The sequence below is a fragment of the Amycolatopsis sp. NPDC101161 genome, from assembly GCF_044768185.1.
GTDB lineage: Bacteria > Actinomycetota > Actinomycetes > Mycobacteriales > Pseudonocardiaceae > Amycolatopsis.
This window is the reverse complement of sequence record NZ_JBIWPI010000002.1, coordinates 1,622,753-1,640,514: the sequence shown is the minus strand read 5'-3', so window position 1 is coordinate 1,640,514 and position 17,762 is coordinate 1,622,753. Positions and strand designations below refer to the sequence as shown.

Sequence of the window (17,762 nt, the reverse complement as noted above, 5' to 3'; positions counted from 1 at the left end):
TCTCCTCAGGACGGGACGGGCAGCGCGCCGGCGGCGGTGAGCAGACGGCGCAGGGGGACGGTGTCGGGGTCGGCCGCCGCGGCGGCGTCGAGAGCGGTGGGCAGGTCCGTGCCGTACGGCTCGTCGAAGACGAGCTCCGGCGGACCGGACCAGGACAGCTTCCAGCGCAGCACGCCGGCTTCGGCCAGCGCCGGGGTGACCACGACGGACAACCGCTCGCGGACGGACGTGGCCAGGAACTCGCGCTTCGCCCGCGGCCCGGCCGACGCGGGCGGCTTGCTCTCCGGATCGGCCAGCTCGGCCGCGCGGCCCGCGTCGATCAGGTCGAGCGCTTCGGCGAGGGTCCGCCCGGCGAGGATCCCGGCGGCGAACCGGGCACCGGTGTGGCGGAGACCGACGTTCACGAGGGCGTCCCAGTCGAGCCGTCCCTTGGCCTTCGCCTCGGGTGACAGCCCGTCGGTCAGGACGGCGTCCAGCGTCGCGACCGGGTCGCGCAGGACCTCGCTCGCCGGGTGGGCGCCGTCGGGCCGCGCGGGCACCTCGGGCCGGGCCTCCAGCGCCGCGATCCGCGCCGGCGTGGGCGGGTGCGTGTCGTAGCGCGACGCCTCCTCGTCCGGCGGGTTCCGGCGGATCCGGTCGAGCTCCTCGGCGCGCTCGGTGTCGGCGAGCAGCAGCTGGAACCCGGCGGCCAGCCGGTCGGGCAGGTAGCCGGCGTCCCAGCCGAGCGAGGCGTAGCGGTCGAGGTAGAAGCCCCAGGCCACCCCGAGGGCTTCGACCTCGCGCAGCGCGCTGGTCGCGGCCGCGGTGCCGGCGAGGCTCGCCGCGGCCACGTCGGCCGCGAGTTCCTGACGACGGCAAACCGCCGCGGACACCGAGAAGTAGAGCTTCGCGTAGAGCACGAACAGCCTGCGGATCAGGCCTTCGAACCAGCCGTCGCCGCCCAGGCCGGTCAGCGCTTTCTCGATCGACCGGCGGCCGCGGTAGGTCAGCCCGGCCAGCCGCGTGTCGCGGTTGGTGTAGTGCGCCAGCTCGTGCCCGAGCAGGGCGCGCAGCTGGTCGTGGCGCAGGCCGGCGAACAGCTGGGCGCCGATGAACATCTCGCGCCGGCGCACCCGCAGGCCGAGCCACCCGGTCCGCTCGCGCACGCCGGCGTTGACCTCGCTGACCAGCGTGATCGAGTCCGGCGGGCGGGTGCCGACGGTGTCGGCCAGCTCCCGGACGAGCGCCCACAGCGCAGGCTGGCCCTCCGGGGTCACCGGCACGCCCGGCTGCGCGTCACCGCGGGTCCGCTCGATCGCGAACAGGGCCTTGAGCAGCGCGAACGACACCGGAACCGCGACGATGCCGAGCTTGATCGCCAGCAGCCCGGAGTGCTGGAACGCGTAGTATTCGGCGACGGCGAGGCCGCCGACGACCAGCAGCACGAGCACCGGGAACCCGGCCAGCAGTACGACGGCGACGAGCGCGCGCCACGAAGTCTTCACGATTCCTCCCCCACACCGTCCCTTCCGGACAGTCGGCTCATTCTGCCGGATGGAGCGCGTCCACCGGATTTCTTTTTGCTCACGAAGAAATCGCGTTGGTGTTTTGACGGCGGCCGGGGGATCCTGTGCACCGCAAGCAAGTCCAGGGGAGGAAACCATGTACACCGCCGTCGACGGCGCGCGCGTCCCGATTCGGATGTGGGCGGATCCCGCGTCCGTCGAAGACCAGGCCATGCGGCAGCTGCAGAACGTCGCCAACCTGCCGTGGGTGCACGGCGTCGCCGTGATGCCCGATGTGCACTACGGCAAGGGCGCCACCGTCGGCAGCGTCATCGCCATGCGCGACGCCGTTTCGCCCGCCGCCGTCGGGGTCGACATCGGGTGCGGGATGAGCGCCGTCCGCACGTCGCTGACCGCCGCCGACCTGCCCGACGACCTCGGGAAGCTGCGTCGCCGGATCGAAAGCGCCGTGCCCGTGGGCTTCGGGCTGCACAAGACGCCCGTGAACCCCGCGAAGGTGCACGGCGTCGGCGGCTGGGACGCCTTCTGGAAGGGCTTCGGCCGGCTGCACGAGGGCGTCCAGGAGCTGCACGACCGGGCCGCGCGGCAGATCGGGAGCCTCGGCGGCGGGAACCACTTCATCGAGGTCTGCCTCGAGCAGGGTGGCGCCGACGAGGGCCGCGTCTGGCTGATGCTGCACTCGGGTTCGCGCAACATCGGCAAGGAGCTCGCGGAGCGGCACATGGCCGTCGCGCGGAAGCTGCCGCACAACGCCGACCTGCCGGACCGGGACCTCGCCGTGTTCGTCGCGGGCACGCCGGAAATGGCGGCGTACCGGCGCGACCTGTTCTGGGCGCAGGACTACGCGGCGCGCAACCGCGCCACGATGGTCGCGCTCGTGAAGCAGGCGCTGAAGGACGTCGTCCCGCAGACGACCTTCGACGACGCGATCTCGTGCCACCACAACTACGTCGCCGAGGAGACCTACGACGGCGTCGAGCTGCTCGTCACCCGGAAGGGCGCGATCCGCGCCGGATCGGGTGACCTCGGGATCATCCCGGGCAGCATGGGGACCGGTTCGTACATCGTCCGCGGCCTCGGGAACGAGTCGTCCTTCCAGTCGGCGTCGCACGGCGCCGGCCGCCGGATGTCGCGCACCAAGGCCAAGAAGCTGTTCACGGCCGACGACCTCGCGGCGCAGACGGCGGGCGTCGAGTGCCGCAAGGACTCGGGCGTCGTCGACGAGATCCCGGCCGCGTACAAGGACATCGAAACGGTGATCCAGGCCCAGACGGACCTGGTCGAGGTCGTGGCGCACCTCAAGCAGGTGGTCTGCGTCAAGGGCTGAGCGGTACCTTGGCGCCATGACGAGGGGTGGAACGACGGCCGCGTTGCTGGCCGGGGCCGCACTGCTGCTGAGCGGGTGCGACGAGGTCAGCAACGCGGTCGACCAGGGCTCCAAGACCGTCGACAAGGTGAGCGTCTGCACCGAAGCGCTCGGGCTGGCGGACCTGAACCCGCTGGTCGACCCGGACAAGCTCAAGGCCCGTGCCGCGGACAAGGAGAAGCGGCTGCGGGAGCTCGCCTCGGACGTCCAGGACCAGGACGTCCGGAACGCGCTGCTCGGCATGGCCGGGTCCTACGTCGAGGTGCAGAAGGAGCGCATCGAAGACGCCGGCGTCGTCGCCCAGTGGGTGCAGCGCAACGTCAAGAAGCTCGACGCCCTTCGCGCGGCCTGCGGCTAAGCCCTCACGACGTCCGGCACCGCGAAGCGCGGGTTGGCGCCGGCAGCGACCACCCGCATCACGAAGCCGGCCGCTTCCTCGGCCTGCCGGGCCGCGGTGAGCCCGCCCAGCACCGCGGTCCGCGCGCCGAGGTCACGGATCAGCGCGGTGGCCCGGCTCAGGGCGTCGGTGTCGTCGCCGCAGAGCGCGACGACCGGCGACGCACTCCTCTCCCCGGTGAACGGCCAGGACGCGCCGGCGAACAGGTGCAGTGCCTTGACCACGTGGGCACCGACCGCGACTTCGGCGACCAGTTCGGCGGCCGACCCGGTCTCCGGGAGCAAGCGCCCGGTTGCGTAGTCCACGGCGTTGGTGCAGTCGATGACGGTCTTCCCCGACAGCAGCCCATCCGCGCCGCCGACGAGCTTCAGTGCTTCTTCCAGCCCGTCCCAGGCGATCGCCACCACGATGGCCTCGGCCTGGCCGGCGAGCTCGCCCGGATCGAGCGGCGTGGCGGCATCACCGATCCGCTCCGCGGCGGCCTTCGCCCGGTCGGGGCGACGGCCGGTGACGACGATCGAGTGCCCGGCGCTCGCCCACGCGCTCCCCAGTGCCACCGCGAGGTTCCCGGTCCCCAACAGTCCGATCTTCACCTTGGTCTCCTTCGTCTCGTGAGGTCTCACGACGACGCTAAGAGCCCGTCTCCTACCCATCGGTAGGAGCGCGGGTGGAAGGTTGGACAGGTGAACGAACAAGGCTGCGAGACCTTCATCTCGGACTGCCACGTACGAGCCGCGGTCGAGCTCATCAGCCACACGTGGGACCCGGTCGTCGTTTCCGCCCTGCGCATGGGGCCGACCCGGCGCAGCATTCTGCTGGATCGCATCGCCGGAGTCAGCGACAAGGTGCTGACCGAGTCCCTCCGGCGCCTGGCCTCGCGCGGACTGGTCGCGCGGACGGGACGCGACGCCGCCGTCTACGAACTCACCCCGCTGGGGGCGTCCTTCGCCACGGGGCCGCTGGCTCACCTCGCCGAGTGGGCCGCGGAGAACCAGGGCGAACTGTCCTGACCCGCTAGCTTTCGGCCAGCGCGGGGACCGGCTCCGCGGCCGGTTCCGGCGTTCGCCGGTGGAGCAGGCCGGCCGCCGCGATCACCAGGCCGCCGAGCCCGGCCGCGGCGAAGCCCCACGCCGGACTCGAGTGGTCGATCGCGAAGCCGACCACCGGGCTGCCCAGCGCCAGCCCGAGCCGCGTCGACGCGTCCTGCAGCCCCATCGCCTCGCCGCGGACCTGCGGCGGCGCGATCCGGCTGACCGTCTCGGTGGTCGCCGCGAGCGTCGGCGCGCAGGCCAGGTTCGTGGGGATCAGCAGCAGCATCAGCAGCCACCACGGCTGGTCCGCGAGCCCGACCGGCACCACGAGCAGCGCGAGCAGGAGCATCAGCAGGCCCTGCGGCAACGACTTCTTCACCGCGCCGTGCACGATGCCGCCGGCGATCGAAGCCACGCACATCACCGCGATCACCAGCCCGGTCACGCCGATTTCGCCGTTCGCGCGCAGCGCCGCGAGGGTCGCCAGCTCGGTGCCGACGAGCACGAACAGCGCGCCGGCGGCGATCAGCAGCGTCGCCACGAGCCGGCCGGTCAGCCAGCTCCGCAGCGGCGGCCGGGTCGTCGACGCACCGGGCTCGACCGACTCGCGGATCGGCGGGTCGATCAGCCAGATCAGGAACGCCGTGCCGCCGAACAGGACGCCGAGCGCGCTGAGCGTGAACGTCGGCGAGAGCGTGGTGATCGCCGCGATGCCGATCGCCGGGCCGATCATGAACGTCGCTTCGATCGAGATCGTGTCGAGCGAGTACGCCGCGCGGCGCTCCTCGACCGGCACGAGCGCGGCCAGGACCTGCCGCGCCAGCGAGCCCGCCGGCACCGAGAGCATCCCGGCCGGGACCGCGACCGCGGCGAGCGCCGCGTAGGGCAGGTGCGGCGCGGCGAACCAGAACACCGTCGTGCCGATCCCGCAGACGGCGACGATCGGGCGCAGGCCGTAGCGGTCGAAGCAGCGGCCCAGCAGCGGCGCGCCGAGGGCCATGCCGAGGGTGATGCCCGCGCCGACCAGCCCGGCGGCGCCGTAGCCGCGGCCCAGGCCGGTGACGATGTACAGCGTCATCAGCACGCCGTTCATGGTCATCGGCAACCGCGCCAGGAACATCAGGGCCATCGTCGACGGGACTCGGGGAACGGACAGGACCCGGCGGTACGGCTGGAACGGCACGTCTCGATGAGAACCCAAGGTGGTACGCGCGTGCAACTTATTTCTCGCTGGTGTCCGGAGATTCTGAGAGTTACTATCATTTGGTAGTCGCTATCAAATGGGGGTAGCTATGACTCAACTACAGCCACGCAGGTGGTGGGCGCTCGGAGCGCTCGCGGTGAGCCTGCTGACCGTCGGCCTCGACCTGACGGTGCTGAACGTCGCCGTGCCGACGCTCGCCGTCGACCTCGGCGCCACGACCACGCAGCTGCAGTGGTTCGGCAACGCGTACACGCTCGCGCTGGCCGCTCTGCTGCTGCCCGCGGGCCTGCTCGGCGACCGGTTCGGCCCGAAGAAACTGCTGCTCGGCGCGCTCGCGCTGTTCGGGCTGGCCTCGCTGGCCTGCGCCTACGCGAGCACGCCCGGCCAGCTGATCGCCGCCCGCGTCGTGCTCGGCGCCGGTGCCGCGTTCCTCATCCCGCTGTCGCTTTCGCTGCTCAACACCCTGTTCCCGCCGCAGGAGCGGGCGAAGGCGCTGACGACGTGGGTCATGGCCACGTTCGCCGGCATCCCGCTCGGACCGCTGCTCGGCGGCTGGCTGCTCGACCACTACGCGTGGGGCTCGGTGTTCCTGATCAACGTCCCGCTGACCGTGATCGGCCTGGTCGCGGTGCTCTTCCTGGTCCCGCTCACGCCCGGCTCCGGCCGCGGCGCGATCGACGTCCCGGGCATCGTGCTCTCGGCGGCCGGGCTGGTCGCGCTGACGTACGGGTTCGTCCACGCGGGCGAGCACGGCTGGGCCGACCCGGTGACGTACGGCCTCATCGCGCTCGGCGCCGCCGTGCTCGCGGTGTTCGGCTGGACGCAGACGCGGACGGCCGCGCCGCTCACCGACCTGGCGCTGTTCCGCGAGCCGCGGTTCGTCTGGGGCGCGGTGCTCGCGACGATGGCGTCGTTCGCGCTGATGGGCCTGCTGTTCGTGCTGCCGCAGCTGTTCCAGGCGGTGCAGGGGGCCGACGCGCTGCAGACCGGCGTGCGGCTGCTGCCGCTGATCGGCGGGATGCTGGTGTCGGCCAAGATCGCCGAACGGCTGGTCGCCGCGGTGGGCGTGCGGGTGGTCGTCACGGCGGGGTTCGCGCTGCTCGCGGCCGGGCTGGCGTGGGGTTCGACGACATCGCCGTCGGACAGCTACGGCGTGACGGTGGCCTGGGAGGTCGTCATCGGCTTGGGCACGGGGTGCACGCTGCCGCCGCTGATGTCGATGGCGATGGGCGCGCTCACCGAGGGCCGTTCGGGGGCGGGGTCGGCGCTGATCCAGGTGTTGCGCCAGGTCGGCGGCACGATCGGGGTGGCGGTGCTGGGCACGGTGCTCAACGGCGTCTACCGCGACGGCGTGGCCACCGAAGGGTTGCCGGCGCCGGTGGCGGACGCGGTGCGCGGCAGTGCGTCGAGCGCGGTGGCCGTCGCGGCGAAGCTGCACCTGCCGTCGCTGGCCGACTCCGCGCGGGTGGCCTTCACCGACGGCATGGCGGCGACGCTCTGGGTGTGCGCCGGGCTCGGCCTCGCCGGCGCGCTGCTCGCGCTGCTGTTCCTGCCCGGGCGGACGGCCCCGGAGGCGCGGCCGCGAGAATCGGAGCATGACGTCGTCGCCAGCTGAGCCCTCGGGGCTGCGGGAACGCAAGAAGGCCAAGACGCGCGCCGCGATCCAGCGGCACGCGTTGCGGCTGTTCCACGAGCAGGGCTACAGCGCGACCACGGTCGACCAGATCGCGGCGGCGGCGGAGATCTCGCCCAGCACGTTCTTCCGCTACTTCCCGACGAAGGAAGAGACGGTGCTGTACGACCCGTTCGACCCGTTGCTGATCGCGGCGGCCCTGGCCCAGCCGGCCGAGCTGAGCCCGATCGGCGCGTTGCGCGCGACGGTGGACGTGCTCCGCGAGCACCTGTCCGGCGAGGCGTGGGAGCAGGAACGCCAGCGGCAGCAGCTGGTGTTCCGCGAGCCGGAGTTGCGCACGGCGGTGATGGACAAGTTCGCCGAGGGGATCGAGCTGCTGGCGGGGCTGGCGGCCCAGCGAACCGGCCGAGCGGCGGACGACTTCGAGGTGCGCAACTGGGCGGGGGCGGTGGTCGGAGTGGTACTGGCGGCGTTCGTCGGCGCGGCGGGGGATCCGGAGATGGACCCGCTGGTGGTGGTGGACCGAGCGGTGGCGCACTTGGAGGCGGGGCTGCCGCTGTAGGGGGGCGCTCGGCAGCTGCGGGGCGCGAGCGGCTCGGTGCAGGTAGGAGGGAGGCGCCTGCTCGCGGCGGCCGCACGGTCGGCGGCCAGCTGGCCGGGTAGGGACGCCTGCCTGCGGCGGCGGCGCTCGCGCGGCTGGTTGGTGGGCGGGTTGCCTTGCTGCTGTGGCGCGCGGCCCGGCGAGAGGACTGCCTGCTCGCGGCGGACGTGTGCGGCCGGCGTCGGCTGGCCGGTGAGGGCGCCTGCCTGCGGCCCGGCGGCGGCCCGGGGCTGCGCTTGGTGGGCGGGTGCCTTGCTGCGGCTGGCGTGCGCGCGGTCCGGTGGCGGCGCTCGCACGGCTGGTTGGTAGGCGGGCTGCCTTGCCGCCGCGGGGGGGGGCGTGCGGCCTGGCGGGGCTCGCGCGGTCGGCTGGCGCGAGGCGAGCGAGCGGGCCGGAAGCCCGTCCGACCCGATCGGCCATCCGTGTCTCCCGCTGCCGCTCGCCGCCAAGTACAGACCCTTTCCCCACCTTCCCCGCGCCCGATTTCGGAATTGATTTCGCATTCCCGTGTCCACCTCGGGGAACACCGTGTGGGTGGCGGTGCGAGCGTGGGGGACGACCCTTCTGGAGCAGTCGCGACACGCGGTCCGACGGAGTGATGAAGCTAAATGATCACCGTTTACACCCGCGTGAGTGACCCAACTGCTCCACAGTGGACATCCACTACCAGCAGTGACAGTAAGAATCGATCATGATGATCTTCAGGGGGACGGGCAAGGTTTCGACGTTAATCAATTGCGGGCCAGTTCGCCTCTCGCGCATCCGGCACGTAAGGGTTAGAAAACGTCCCCAACCGGTGATCGGGTGGCCTATCTCCGATACGGGGGGTATCGATTTACCCCGTCAGGTCTCGACGCCAGGAGGTAGGAATGAAAGGCAAGTTCGGGCGATCCGTCGCCCTCGTAGCCGCGAGCAGTCTGCTGGCGGTCGGTATGGCGGGGATCGCCTCGGCGAGCCCGGCGAGCCCGGACGGGGGCAAGGGTTCCTCCAGCACCCAGGCCCTCGCCGCACAGGTGCTCCAGATGCGTGACGACCTGACCAAGGTGGCCTACGCGGGCAACGTCGGTGCCACGCGCGGCGATCTCGGTCAGCTCAGCCCCGTGCTCGGGGACATCGCGGCCGGCAAGCGCTACACCGTCCAGACCGACACCGAGCAGCTCGCCGGTCTGGCCAAGGGACGCGCGGACGAGAGCACCCGGCTCCTGACCGACCCCACGGCCAAGGCGCGCCAGCTGCCGCCGCTGCCGTTGCCGATCCCCTCGCTGCCGGACCTGCCGGGCCCGCTGAAGATCGTCAGCGACCTGGTGAAGGCCCTGCTCGCCGCGGTCACCGGCATCCTGGGCGGGCTCCTCGGCGGCTTGCCCGTGCCGCCGCTGCCGGTACCGCCGCTGCCGGTTCCCGGCTCGTAGCCACCGAAAAACAGGGGGGCCCGGAGCCCGGCCGCGGACATTCCTCCGCGCCGGGCTCCGGGTTCGTTCCCGCCAGGGCCGCCGCCGCAAGTCCCGGCAACGGCGTGACCCGGCTCAGTCCCGTTTGGACAGACCCTGCCGCAGGGCGCCCGCCGTCTCGGCCAGCGCTTCGCGGAACCGGGTGCCCACCCCGGTGAAGTTGATGAACCCGTGGATCAGGTCCTCGTGCCGGCGCACCGCCACCTCGACACCCGCTTCGCGCAGCTTCTCCGCGTACGCCTCACCTTCGTCGCGAAGCGGGTCGAACCCCGCCGTGACGACCAGGGCCGGCGGCAGGCCGCTCAGGTCGTCCGCGTGCAGCGGGGACAGCCGCGGGTCGGTCAAGTCCGTGCCCGAAGGCACGTAGTGGCCCTCGAACCACTTCATGTGCACGTCCGTCAGGAACAGGTCCTCGGCGAACAGGTCCTGCGAGCGGTACCGCCGCGCGAAGTCCGTCGCCGGGTAGATCAGCAGCTGGAACGCCGGCGCCGGCCCGCCGCGCCGCACCGCCTGCTGGGCCGTGACCGCCGCGAGGTTGCCGCCCGCGCTGTCGCCGCCGACGGCGATGCGCGCCGGGTCCGCGCCGAGGTCGCTCGCCTTCGCCACGGCGTACTCGAACGCCGCCAGGGCGTCTTCCGTCGCCGAGGGGAACGGGAACTCCGGCGCCAGCCGGTACTCGATCGACAGCACCCGCACCCCGGCGTGCTTGGCCAGGAACCGGACGGCGTTGTCGTGGCTCGCGCGCGTCCCGATCACCCAGCCGCCGCCGTGGAAGAACACCAGCAGCGGCGACTTCTCGGGCAGCCCGACCGGCGTGTACAGCGTCGCGGGCAGGTCGCCGTCCGGCGTCGGCACGGCGATCTCGCGCACCGAAACCGGCTCGATCGGCTTGCCGCTGACCAGGTGCCGCCCGACGTCGAGCAGGGCGCGCGACTGCTCCACCGACCCCTGCACCAGTTCGGCGCCGGACAGTTTCTGCAGCCGGAGCAGCAGCTGGGCGTCGAGCGCGAGGTCCTGGCCGTCGATCCGGACCGGGCGCCCCGCGAGAGCGCGCTTCACGGGCGTGGGCAGCCAGAACGCGAGCTGGGAAGCCGCGGCCTGGGCGCGGACCGGGAGCGGGATCGCCATCGTTGCCTCCTGAGCGTCGGTGCCGCCCCGGACGTTACTCGTCAGTAGGTAACAGGTCCAGCTGTGACGCGGCCCTCGGTCCCAAACTCTGGATATCCACTTAAGTGGAGGGGTTAGCCTGAAAGACGTGACTTCAGCCAGGACGCTCAACGTGCTCGGGATCGGCGGCTCTCTGCGGGAGGGCTCCCAGTCCGAACGCGCGCTGCGGATCGCGCTCGAGGGCGCGGCGGAAGTCGGCGTCCGGACCCGGATGCTCAGCGGGCCGGACCTGGTGCTGCCGTTCTACGACGCCGGCGAGCCGGACCGCGACGAGCGCGCCGCCACCCTCATCGAAGCCGTGCGGCAGGCCGACGGGCTCATCGTCGTGTCGCCGGGCTACCACGGCGCGCTGTCCGGCCTGGTCAAGAACGCCCTGGACTACGTCGAAGACCTGCGTGACGACCGCCGTCCCTACCTCGACGGCCGCGCCGTCGGGCTGGCCGCCGTCGCCTACGGCTGGCAGGCTGCGGTCACCACGCTCGAGCAGCTGCGCACGATCACGCACGCGCTGCGCGGCTGGGCCACCCCGCTGGGGGGTTCGATCAACTCGGCCGAGACCAAGTTCGACGAAGGCGGCAGCGCGTCGGACGAGAAGAGCGTCCGCACCCTTCGCCTGATCGGGCGGCAGGTCGCGGAGTTCGCCGTGACGCGCGCCGCATGACGTTTCGCCCGGTGGGCGCCGGGTAATCGATCCACGTGATGCCTGCCATGTGGGGGCACTGTTCCGCGGGTGCGGGATGTTGTGCCCAGTGAGACGCTCGCTGTGGAGTGTCCGCGAAACGAAGGCAGGCTGAGCATGGGTCAGGCGATCTACACCGCGGTGGCGACGGCGCGCGGCGACGGCCGCAACGGCGAGGTGACCTCCTCCGACGGCGTCATCGACGAGTCCCTGGCCATCCCCAAGGAGATGGGCGGCCCGGGCGGGGACAAGACCAACCCCGAGCAGCTCTTCGCCGCCGGTTATTCGGCCTGCTTCCACAGCGCGCTGCAGCTGGTCGCGCGCCAGGCCAAGGTCCCGCTGAACGGCTCGACCGTGACCGCGGAGGTCAGCGTGCTCAAGCAGGAGGTCGGGTTCGGCCTCGGCGTCGCGCTGAACGTCTCCCTGCCGGGTCTCGAGCAGGCGCAGGCCGACCAGCTGGTCGAGCAGGCCCACCAGGTGTGCCCGTACTCCAACGCGACCCGCGGCAACATCGAGGTCGCGCTCTCCGCCACCGTCTGACCCGCACGCCGAACGAGTCGAGGAAAGGATCACCGCCAGATGAGCAAGTCTCCGATCAAGAGCCCGCTTTCCGAGGCCGACAAGGAGATCACCGGCAACGCCCTGCAGGCGACGCTGGTCGACCTGGTCGACCTGTCCCTCATCGCGAAGCAGGCGCACTGGAACGTCGTCGGCGCCAACTTCCGCAGCGCGCACCTGCAGCTCGACGAGCTGGTCAACACCGCGCGCCAGTACGTCGACGAGGTCGCCGAGCGCGCCAACGCCATCGGCATCTCGCCGAACGGCAAGGCCAAGACCGTCGTCGAGAGCTCGGGCGTACCCGAGTACCCCGACAACTGGCAGTCCGTGGAGTCCACGGTCGCCGCGATCGTCGACATCCTCGCCGCGCTCATCGAGCGGCTGCGCCAGCGCATCGACGAGACCGACAAGAGCGACCTCGTGACGCAGGACCTGCTGATCGAGATCACCCGCGCGCTGGAAGAGGCGCACTGGATGTGGCAGGCCCAGCAGGCTTGATTTTCCCGTCAAAGGGGTCGTTCCGGACGGAGCGGCCCCTTTGACGTTGCCAGGCTTAGTACGTTCGGTCGCATGGTCTTGCATCAGGGGAAAACCGACCGCCCGGACCGCGCCGGCGGCACGAACCCGCTGTACGCCGGGGCGAACCCGGCGCTGGCGGCGGGGTTGGTCATGCCGCACGACAAGCTGCGCGACGACCCGCTCCCGCCGGACGCCGCGCTGCAGCTCGTGCGCGACGAGCTGATGCTCGACGGCAACGCGCGGCTCAACCTCGCCACGTTCGTCACGACGTGGATGGAGCCGCAGGCGCGCGAGCTGATGGCCGAGTGCGTCGACAAGAACATGATCGACAAGGACGAGTACCCGCAGACGGCCGAGCTGGAGCGCCGCTGCGTGAACATCCTCGCCGACCTGTGGCACGCCCCCGACCCGACGGACATCATGGGCTGCTCGACGACCGGGTCGTCGGAGGCCTGCATGCTCGCCGGGATGGCGCTCAAGCGGCGCTGGTCCAAGCTCGGGCGCACCGGCAAGCCGAACCTGGTGATGGGCGTGAACGTCCAGGTCTGCTGGGAGAAGTTCTGCGAGTACTGGGAGGTCGAGCCGCGGCTGGTGCCGATGGACGGCGACCGCTACCACCTCACGGCCGACGAAGCCGTCGCGCGCTGCGACGAGAACACGATCGGCGTGGTGGCCATTCTCGGCTCGACGTTCGACGGCAGCTACGAGCCGGTCGCGGAGATCACCGCGGCGCTGGACGCCCTGCAGGAGCGGACCGGCTGGAACATCCCCGTGCACGTCGACGGCGCTTCGGGCGCGATGATCGCGCCGTTCCTCGACCCGGACCTGGAGTGGGACTTCCGGCTGCCGCGGGTGGCGTCGATCAACACGTCGGGCCACAAGTACGGGCTCGTGTACCCGGGCGTGGGCTGGGTGGTGTGGCGCGACCAGGCCGCGCTGCCGTCGGAGCTGGTGTTCAACGTCAACTACCTCGGTGGCGACATGCCGACGTTCGCGTTGAACTTCTCGCGCCCGGGCGCCGAGGTCGCGGCCCAGTACTACACGTTCGTGCGGCTGGGCCGCGAAGGGTTCCGCGCGGTGCAGCAGGCTTCGCGTGACGTCGCCATGCACCTGTCGTCCAGGATCGCGGCGCTCGGGCCGTTCGAGCTGCTGACCCGCGGCGACCAGCTGCCGGTGTTCGCGGTCACGACCCGCGCGGACGCGGGCTTCGACGTCTTCGACGTGTCACGACGGCTGCGCGAGCGGGGCTGGCTGGTGCCGGCGTACACGTTCCCGGAGCACCGGACGGACCTGGCGGTGCTGCGGATCGTCGTCCGCAACGGCTTCACGCACGACCTGGCGGACCTGCTGCTGGCCGACCTCGCGCGGGCCTTGCCGGAGCTGGAGAAGGAGGGCGGCCGCCCGAAGGACCCCGCGAAGGCGACCGCCTTCCACCACTAGTGCCAGGACTTGGCGCGGGCGTACTGGTCCGGCCAGGGCACGTCCGCGCCGAGCGCGTTCGCCGCGCGCAGCGGCCAGTGCGGGTCCCGCAGCAGCGCGCGGGCCAGGAACACGACGTCGGCCTGGTCGTTCTCGACGATCTCCTCGGCCTGGCGCGGGTCGGTGATCATGCCGACCGCGCCGGTCGGGAGGCCGGCTTCGGCGCGGATCCGCTCGGCGAACGGCACCTGGTAGCCGGGCCCGACCGGGATGTCCGGGTTCGGGGTGTTGCCGCCGGTCGACGTGTCGACCAGGTCGATCCCGCGCTCGGCCAGCAGCTTCGCCAGCCGGACGGAGTCGTCGAGGGTCCAGCCGCCGTCGGTCCAGTCGGTGGCGCTCAGCCGGGCGAACAGGGGGACGTTCGTCGTCGCGCGCACGGCGTCGGCGATTTCGAGCGCCAGCCGGGCGCGGCCTTCGAAGTCGCCGCCGTACCGGTCGGTGCGCGTGTTCGACAGCGGGGACAGGAACTGGTGGACGAGGTAGCCGTGCGCGAAGTGCAGTTCGAGCGCGTCGAACCCGGCGCTTTCCGCTCGACGGGCGGCCTCCGCGAACGCTTCCGGCAGCGCGCTCACTTCGTCCGTGGTCAGCGCCCGCGGGGTGGCGTACTGGCCGAACGCCGTCGCGGACGGGCCGACGCTCTCCCAGCCGCCCTCTTCTGGCGGGACGCTGCCGGTGCCTTCCCACGGCCGGCGCGTGGAGCCCTTGCGGCCGGCGTGGCCCAGCTGCATGCCGATGGCCGTGCCCTGGCCGTGCACGAAGTCGACGATCCGGCGCCAGGCATCGGCCTGGGTCTCGTTCCAGATGCCGGTGTCCTGGGGACTGATCCGGCCTTCCGGCACGACGGCGGTGGCTTCGGTCATCACGAGCCCCGCGCCGCCGGTGGCGAACTGGCCGAGGTGCACGAGGTGCCAGTCGCCGGGGACGCCGTCGGTGGCGGAGTACTGGCACATCGGCGACACCCAGGCGCGGTTCGGCAGGGTCAGGCCGCGGACGGTGATCGGGCTGAAGAGTCGGCTCACGTAGAGGATCAACGACACGTGCCGGTGGTCTCTTCCCGTCGCCAGGAGCGGGTACCGGCGAGTAACGTCGACCACATGGGTGTCGCTGCTGACGAACGCCAGGCCTTGAGCTCCCTCCTCGACCAACTCGGGCCCGACGCGCCCACCCTGTGCGAGGGGTGGACCACCCGGGACCTCGCCGCGCACCTCGTCGTGCGCGAACACCGGCCCGACGCCGCTCCCGGGATCGTCGTGCCCGCGCTCGCCGGGTACACGCAGAAGGTCCAGGACCGCTACGCCGGCAAACCCTGGGGCACGCTCGTCGCGCAGGTCCGGCAGGGTCCGTCGAAGTTCTGGCCCACCGCCATCGGCCCGCTCGACGAGCTGACCAACACCGCCGAGTTCCTCGTCCACCACGAGGACGTCCGGCGGGCGCAGCCCGGCTGGGAACCGCGGCCCGCCGACGCCACCCGGGACGCTGCAGCCTGGAAGTCGGCGAAGCAGGCCGCCAAGCTCAACCTCCGCAAAGCGCCCGTCGGCGTCACCCTCCGGACGAAGGACGGCCGGGAGGCCGCCGTCAAGACCGGGCCCGACCCGGTCACCGTCGTCGGCGAGCCCGTCGACCTGCTGCTGTTCGTGTTCGGCCGCGACGCCGTGCACCTCGAGTTCGAAGGCGACGCGGCCGCCGTCACGAAGCTGCAGGCAGTGAACCGCGGACTCTGACCGAGACCCACCGCCCCACCGGCAACGCGACCACGATCGCGGCCAGCACCAGGTGCACGGCCATGAACGCGACCGCGGCCGGCACGCTCGGCGGTCCGCCGAGGAACACGATCATGTGCGACGCCCACTTCAGCTCGGTCGGCTTCGTGCCCGCCGCCCAGACGTCGTTGAGCGCCCAGAACGTCAGGTCGTTCACGCCCGAGATGACCACCAGGATCGACGCGATCCCGACTTTGAGCACGTTCGCCGTCCGGCCGCCGCCGAGGCGGTAGGCCAGCAGCGCGAACAGCACGATGAACGTCGTCACGAACAGCTCGAACTGGTACACCGGCTGGAAGTCCTGGTCGGCCGAGCGAGCGAACGCCTGGACCCGCATGACCAGCTCGGTGTCCAAATAGGACATGTAGACGAACACCGCGAACACGATCAGCGCCGGGCCGAAGCGACCGCGCGGGAACAGTGAAACCGTCAGCACGGCGAAGACGAACGGGCACAGCTTGAACGCCCAGTCGCCGACGTTGTCCAGGGTCTGGTCCGGCGGCAGCACCACCATGATCAGCAACGCCGTGACCACCGCCGGGACGGCGGCCACCAGCCACAGCCACTGCCGCCGCCGGTACAGCGCGGCGACCAGGCCGGGCGACTCCAAAACCGTCACAGTTCCTTCTCCACCCAGAACGGGCCCAGCGCCAGCGCGTCGACGTCGGTCTTGAGGTAGCACGCGATCGCGTCGGCCGGGCTCGCCACGATCGGCTCGTTGTTGTCGTTGAACGAGGTGTTGACGACCATCGGCACGCCGGTCAGCTTCTCGAACTCGCTGATCATCCGGTAGTACAGCGGGTTGTCGGTCCGGCTGACGGTCTGCACGCGCGCGGTGCCGTCGACGTGCGTGATCGCCGGGACCTCGGCCCGCTTGTCCGGCAGGACGTCGAACACCAGCAGCATCACCGGGGAAGGGTAGTCGCTGACGAAGTACTCGCCCGCCCGCTCTTCCAGGCACGACGGCGCGAACGGCCGGAACGCCTCGCGGTGCTTCACCTTCTCGTTCATCCGCGTCTTGGATTCGGGGTCGCGCGGGTCGGCGACGAGCGACCGGTTGCCCAGCGCCCGCGGCCCGCACTCCATCCGGCCCTGCACCCAGCCGACGATCTTGCCTTCGGCGATCTTGGCGGCGGTGTGCGCCGCGATGTCGTCGACGCGCTCGTATTCGACGCCGGCGTCCTGCAGCGCCAGCTCCATCTCGGCTTCGGTGTAGTCGGGGCCGGTGTAGGTGTAGCCGTCGCGGGGGCGCGGCTTGCCGTACTTCGCGACCGAGACGTCCAAAGCCGCGCCGAGCGCGCAGCCGTCGTCGGCCGCCGCGGGCTGGGCGAAGAAGTCCTCGAACGGCGTCTCCAGCAGGATCCGGCCGTTCATGACGCTGTTCAACGCGACCCCGCCGGCGACGCACAGCCGTTTCGAGCCTGTCTCGCGCTGAAGCCACCGCGCCAGGTGCAGGCCCGCTTCTTCGAGCGTCACCTGCAGGGCGTACGCGATGTCGCAGTAGTGCTGGGGAACGGGATTCGCGGCGGTGACGCGGGTTTTCGGCCGCGCGGGACCGAAGGCGTCGGTGAACTTCTTCGACATCACGTGCTTGCCGGTGCGGTGGTGGCCGAACCAGCTCAGGTCCAGCTCGAAGCCGCCGTCGTCGTCGAGGTGGATGAGCTGCTTGAACGCGTCGACGTAGGTGTCCTCGCCCAGCGGCGCGAGACCCATGATCTTGCCTTCGTCGCGGGTCGGGTAGAAGCCCAGGTAGCCCGTGACGCCGGCGTACATCGCGCCGAGGGAGTGCGGGAACTTGATCCGCCGCAGGTCGACGATCTTGTTGCCGCGGCCGTGCGCGAGGTAGGTCGCCGTGCCGTCGCTGCCGATGCCGTCGAAGGTCAGGACGGCCGACTCGTCCCACGGCGAGATGAAGTAGCCGCTGGCCGCGTGCGCGCGGTGGTGGTCGACGAGGTGCGTCTTGAACTTCGTCGGCCCGGTCCAGCCGACGGCCTCCTTGACGTCGTTCGCGAGCGTGTAGGACCGCCTGATGTGCGCGAGGACCGCGCCGCCGACGTGGTAGTCGTCGTGGCCCTGGCCGCCGCCGGTCCGGAAGGTGTCGACCATGCCCGCGGACTTGCCGCCCTCGTCGCCGTTGGCGTTGCGGAAGACGTCGAGCGTGCCGGGGAAGTAGCGCGCGAACACCTTGGCCGCGTGGATGCCTTCCTTCCAGCGCTGCCAGTAGTAGGCGACGTGGTCGACGTCGGCGAGCGTGATCCCGCCGCGTTCCAGGCAGAACTTGATGGCTTCGGCGGGGAAACCGCCGTCGTGCTTGACGCGGGTGAAGCGTTCCTCCTCGGCGAAGGCGATGATCTCGCCGTCGCGGACGAGTGCCGCGGCCGAGTCGTGGACCCGGCTGATGCCCAGTACGTACAT

18 protein-coding genes are annotated in these 17,762 nt (G+C 71.4%); 11 read left to right on the top strand and 7 right to left on the bottom strand.

The window, feature by feature from the left end; translation table 11 throughout:
- Window positions 1–5: 5 nt before the first annotated feature.
- Complete coding sequence (locus ACIRSS_RS19080) at window positions 6–1,484, bottom strand: M48 family metalloprotease (RefSeq protein WP_400896463.1); 1,479 nt, start codon at window positions 1,482–1,484, stop codon at window positions 6–8.
- A 157-nt stretch (window positions 1,485–1,641) separates the two neighbouring features.
- Here ACIRSS_RS19080 and ACIRSS_RS19075 point away from each other — a divergent pair, with 157 nt between their 5' ends.
- Together ACIRSS_RS19075 and ACIRSS_RS19070 are read left to right on the top strand one after the other, a co-directional pair.
- Window positions 1,642–2,832 (top strand): RtcB family protein, encoded by a 1,191-nt coding sequence (locus ACIRSS_RS19075; protein WP_400896461.1) that lies wholly within the window; start codon window positions 1,642–1,644, stop codon window positions 2,830–2,832.
- 16 nt (window positions 2,833–2,848) lie between these two features.
- Complete coding sequence (locus ACIRSS_RS19070; RefSeq protein WP_400896459.1) at window positions 2,849–3,229, top strand: hypothetical protein; 381 nt, start codon at window positions 2,849–2,851, stop codon at window positions 3,227–3,229.
- On the opposite strand, the gene ACIRSS_RS19065 is transcribed toward ACIRSS_RS19070, so the two are convergent.
- Complete coding sequence (locus ACIRSS_RS19065; RefSeq protein WP_400896457.1) at window positions 3,226–3,861, bottom strand: NADPH-dependent F420 reductase; 636 nt, start codon at window positions 3,859–3,861, stop codon at window positions 3,226–3,228. The two genes, ACIRSS_RS19070 and ACIRSS_RS19065, sit on opposite strands and share 4 nt — an antisense overlap.
- Window positions 3,862–3,951: 90 nt before the next feature.
- Here ACIRSS_RS19065 and ACIRSS_RS19060 point away from each other — a divergent pair, with 90 nt between their 5' ends.
- Window positions 3,952–4,278 (top strand): winged helix-turn-helix transcriptional regulator, encoded by a 327-nt coding sequence (locus ACIRSS_RS19060; protein ID WP_400896455.1) that lies wholly within the window; start codon window positions 3,952–3,954, stop codon window positions 4,276–4,278.
- Between the two features lie 4 nt (window positions 4,279–4,282).
- Here ACIRSS_RS19060 and ACIRSS_RS19055 read toward each other — a convergent pair whose 3' ends face one another.
- Complete coding sequence (locus ACIRSS_RS19055) at window positions 4,283–5,419, bottom strand: MFS transporter (RefSeq protein ID WP_400897560.1); 1,137 nt, start codon at window positions 5,417–5,419, stop codon at window positions 4,283–4,285.
- A 220-nt stretch (window positions 5,420–5,639) separates the two neighbouring features.
- Between ACIRSS_RS19055 and ACIRSS_RS19050 the strand changes: the two genes are divergently transcribed.
- From ACIRSS_RS19050 to ACIRSS_RS19040, 3 genes are all read left to right on the top strand, one after another.
- Window positions 5,640–7,118, top strand: a complete 1,479-nt coding sequence (locus tag ACIRSS_RS19050) for a DHA2 family efflux MFS transporter permease subunit (protein WP_400896453.1) — start codon at window positions 5,640–5,642, stop codon at window positions 7,116–7,118.
- Window positions 7,099–7,698: a TetR family transcriptional regulator gene (locus ACIRSS_RS19045; protein ID WP_400896451.1), complete on the top strand. Its 600-nt coding sequence runs from the start codon at window positions 7,099–7,101 to the stop codon at window positions 7,696–7,698. The genes ACIRSS_RS19050 and ACIRSS_RS19045 overlap by 20 nt, the downstream gene beginning before the upstream one ends.
- Window positions 7,699–8,606: 908 nt before the next feature.
- On the top strand, window positions 8,607–9,146 hold the full coding sequence (locus ACIRSS_RS19040) for a hypothetical protein (RefSeq protein ID WP_400896449.1): 540 nt from the start codon (window positions 8,607–8,609) through the stop codon (window positions 9,144–9,146).
- 114 nt (window positions 9,147–9,260) lie between these two features.
- Here the strand turns inward: ACIRSS_RS19040 and ACIRSS_RS19035 are convergent, their stop codons facing one another.
- A complete protein-coding gene (locus tag ACIRSS_RS19035; RefSeq protein ID WP_400896447.1) occupies window positions 9,261–10,313 on the bottom strand; it encodes an alpha/beta hydrolase in 1,053 nt (350 codons plus the stop codon).
- 151 nt (window positions 10,314–10,464) lie between these two features.
- Between ACIRSS_RS19035 and ACIRSS_RS19030 the strand changes: the two genes are divergently transcribed.
- The 4 genes from ACIRSS_RS19030 to ACIRSS_RS19015 all read left to right on the top strand — a co-directional run bounded on the left by ACIRSS_RS19030 (window position 10,465) and on the right by ACIRSS_RS19015 (window position 13,548).
- Window positions 10,465–11,013 (top strand): NADPH-dependent FMN reductase, encoded by a 549-nt coding sequence (locus ACIRSS_RS19030; RefSeq protein WP_400897558.1) that lies wholly within the window; start codon window positions 10,465–10,467, stop codon window positions 11,011–11,013.
- Between the two features lie 135 nt (window positions 11,014–11,148).
- Window positions 11,149–11,571 (top strand): organic hydroperoxide resistance protein, encoded by a 423-nt coding sequence (locus tag ACIRSS_RS19025; protein ID WP_285457651.1) that lies wholly within the window; start codon window positions 11,149–11,151, stop codon window positions 11,569–11,571.
- 39 nt (window positions 11,572–11,610) lie between these two features.
- Window positions 11,611–12,087 (top strand): Dps family protein, encoded by a 477-nt coding sequence (locus ACIRSS_RS19020; protein WP_091319033.1) that lies wholly within the window; start codon window positions 11,611–11,613, stop codon window positions 12,085–12,087.
- A gap of 72 nt (window positions 12,088–12,159) precedes the next feature.
- Window positions 12,160–13,548: a glutamate decarboxylase gene (locus tag ACIRSS_RS19015; protein WP_400896445.1), complete on the top strand. Its 1,389-nt coding sequence runs from the start codon at window positions 12,160–12,162 to the stop codon at window positions 13,546–13,548.
- Here the strand turns inward: ACIRSS_RS19015 and ACIRSS_RS19010 are convergent.
- Window positions 13,545–14,606 (bottom strand): NADH:flavin oxidoreductase/NADH oxidase, encoded by a 1,062-nt coding sequence (locus ACIRSS_RS19010; protein ID WP_400896443.1) that lies wholly within the window; start codon window positions 14,604–14,606, stop codon window positions 13,545–13,547. The genes ACIRSS_RS19015 and ACIRSS_RS19010 overlap by 4 nt on opposite strands.
- Window positions 14,607–14,681: 75 nt before the next feature.
- Here ACIRSS_RS19010 and ACIRSS_RS19005 point away from each other — a divergent pair, with 75 nt between their 5' ends.
- Window positions 14,682–15,308 carry a TIGR03085 family metal-binding protein gene (locus tag ACIRSS_RS19005; protein ID WP_400896441.1) on the top strand — a complete coding sequence of 209 codons (627 nt, stop codon included), beginning with the start codon at window positions 14,682–14,684 and terminating at the stop codon, window positions 15,306–15,308.
- On the opposite strand, the gene ACIRSS_RS19000 is transcribed toward ACIRSS_RS19005, so the two are convergent.
- Both ACIRSS_RS19000 and ACIRSS_RS18995 read right to left on the bottom strand, forming a co-directional pair.
- Window positions 15,274–15,966: a hypothetical protein gene (locus tag ACIRSS_RS19000; protein ID WP_400896439.1), complete on the bottom strand. Its 693-nt coding sequence runs from the start codon at window positions 15,964–15,966 to the stop codon at window positions 15,274–15,276. The two genes, ACIRSS_RS19005 and ACIRSS_RS19000, sit on opposite strands and share 35 nt — an antisense overlap.
- On the bottom strand, window positions 15,963–17,762 hold the full coding sequence (locus ACIRSS_RS18995; protein ID WP_400896437.1) for a carbamoyltransferase: 1,800 nt from the start codon (window positions 17,760–17,762) through the stop codon (window positions 15,963–15,965). The genes ACIRSS_RS19000 and ACIRSS_RS18995 overlap by 4 nt, the downstream gene beginning before the upstream one ends.

Excerpts from the sequence above, each read along its gene's own strand:
- ACIRSS_RS19075 (WP_400896461.1), top strand. The coding sequence starts at position 1,642 with ATGTACACCGCCGTCGACGGCGCGCGCGTCCCGATTCGGATGTGGGCG.
- ACIRSS_RS19070 (WP_400896459.1), top strand. The coding sequence starts at position 2,849 with ATGACGAGGGGTGGAACGACGGCCGCGTTGCTGGCCGGGGCCGCACTG.
- ACIRSS_RS19055 (WP_400897560.1), bottom strand. The coding sequence starts at position 5,419 with ATGTTCCTGGCGCGGTTGCCGATGACCATGAACGGCGTGCTGATGACG.
- ACIRSS_RS19045 (WP_400896451.1), top strand. The coding sequence starts at position 7,099 with ATGACGTCGTCGCCAGCTGAGCCCTCGGGGCTGCGGGAACGCAAGAAG.
- ACIRSS_RS19040 (WP_400896449.1), top strand. The coding sequence starts at position 8,607 with ATGAAAGGCAAGTTCGGGCGATCCGTCGCCCTCGTAGCCGCGAGCAGT.
- ACIRSS_RS19035 (WP_400896447.1), bottom strand. The coding sequence starts at position 10,313 with ATGGCGATCCCGCTCCCGGTCCGCGCCCAGGCCGCGGCTTCCCAGCTC.
- ACIRSS_RS19025 (WP_285457651.1), top strand. The coding sequence starts at position 11,149 with ATGGGTCAGGCGATCTACACCGCGGTGGCGACGGCGCGCGGCGACGGC.
- ACIRSS_RS19020 (WP_091319033.1), top strand. The coding sequence starts at position 11,611 with ATGAGCAAGTCTCCGATCAAGAGCCCGCTTTCCGAGGCCGACAAGGAG.
- ACIRSS_RS19015 (WP_400896445.1), top strand. The coding sequence starts at position 12,160 with ATGGTCTTGCATCAGGGGAAAACCGACCGCCCGGACCGCGCCGGCGGC.
- ACIRSS_RS19005 (WP_400896441.1), top strand. The coding sequence starts at position 14,682 with ATGGGTGTCGCTGCTGACGAACGCCAGGCCTTGAGCTCCCTCCTCGAC.
- ACIRSS_RS18995 (WP_400896437.1), bottom strand. The coding sequence starts at position 17,762 with ATGTACGTACTGGGCATCAGCCGGGTCCACGACTCGGCCGCGGCACTC.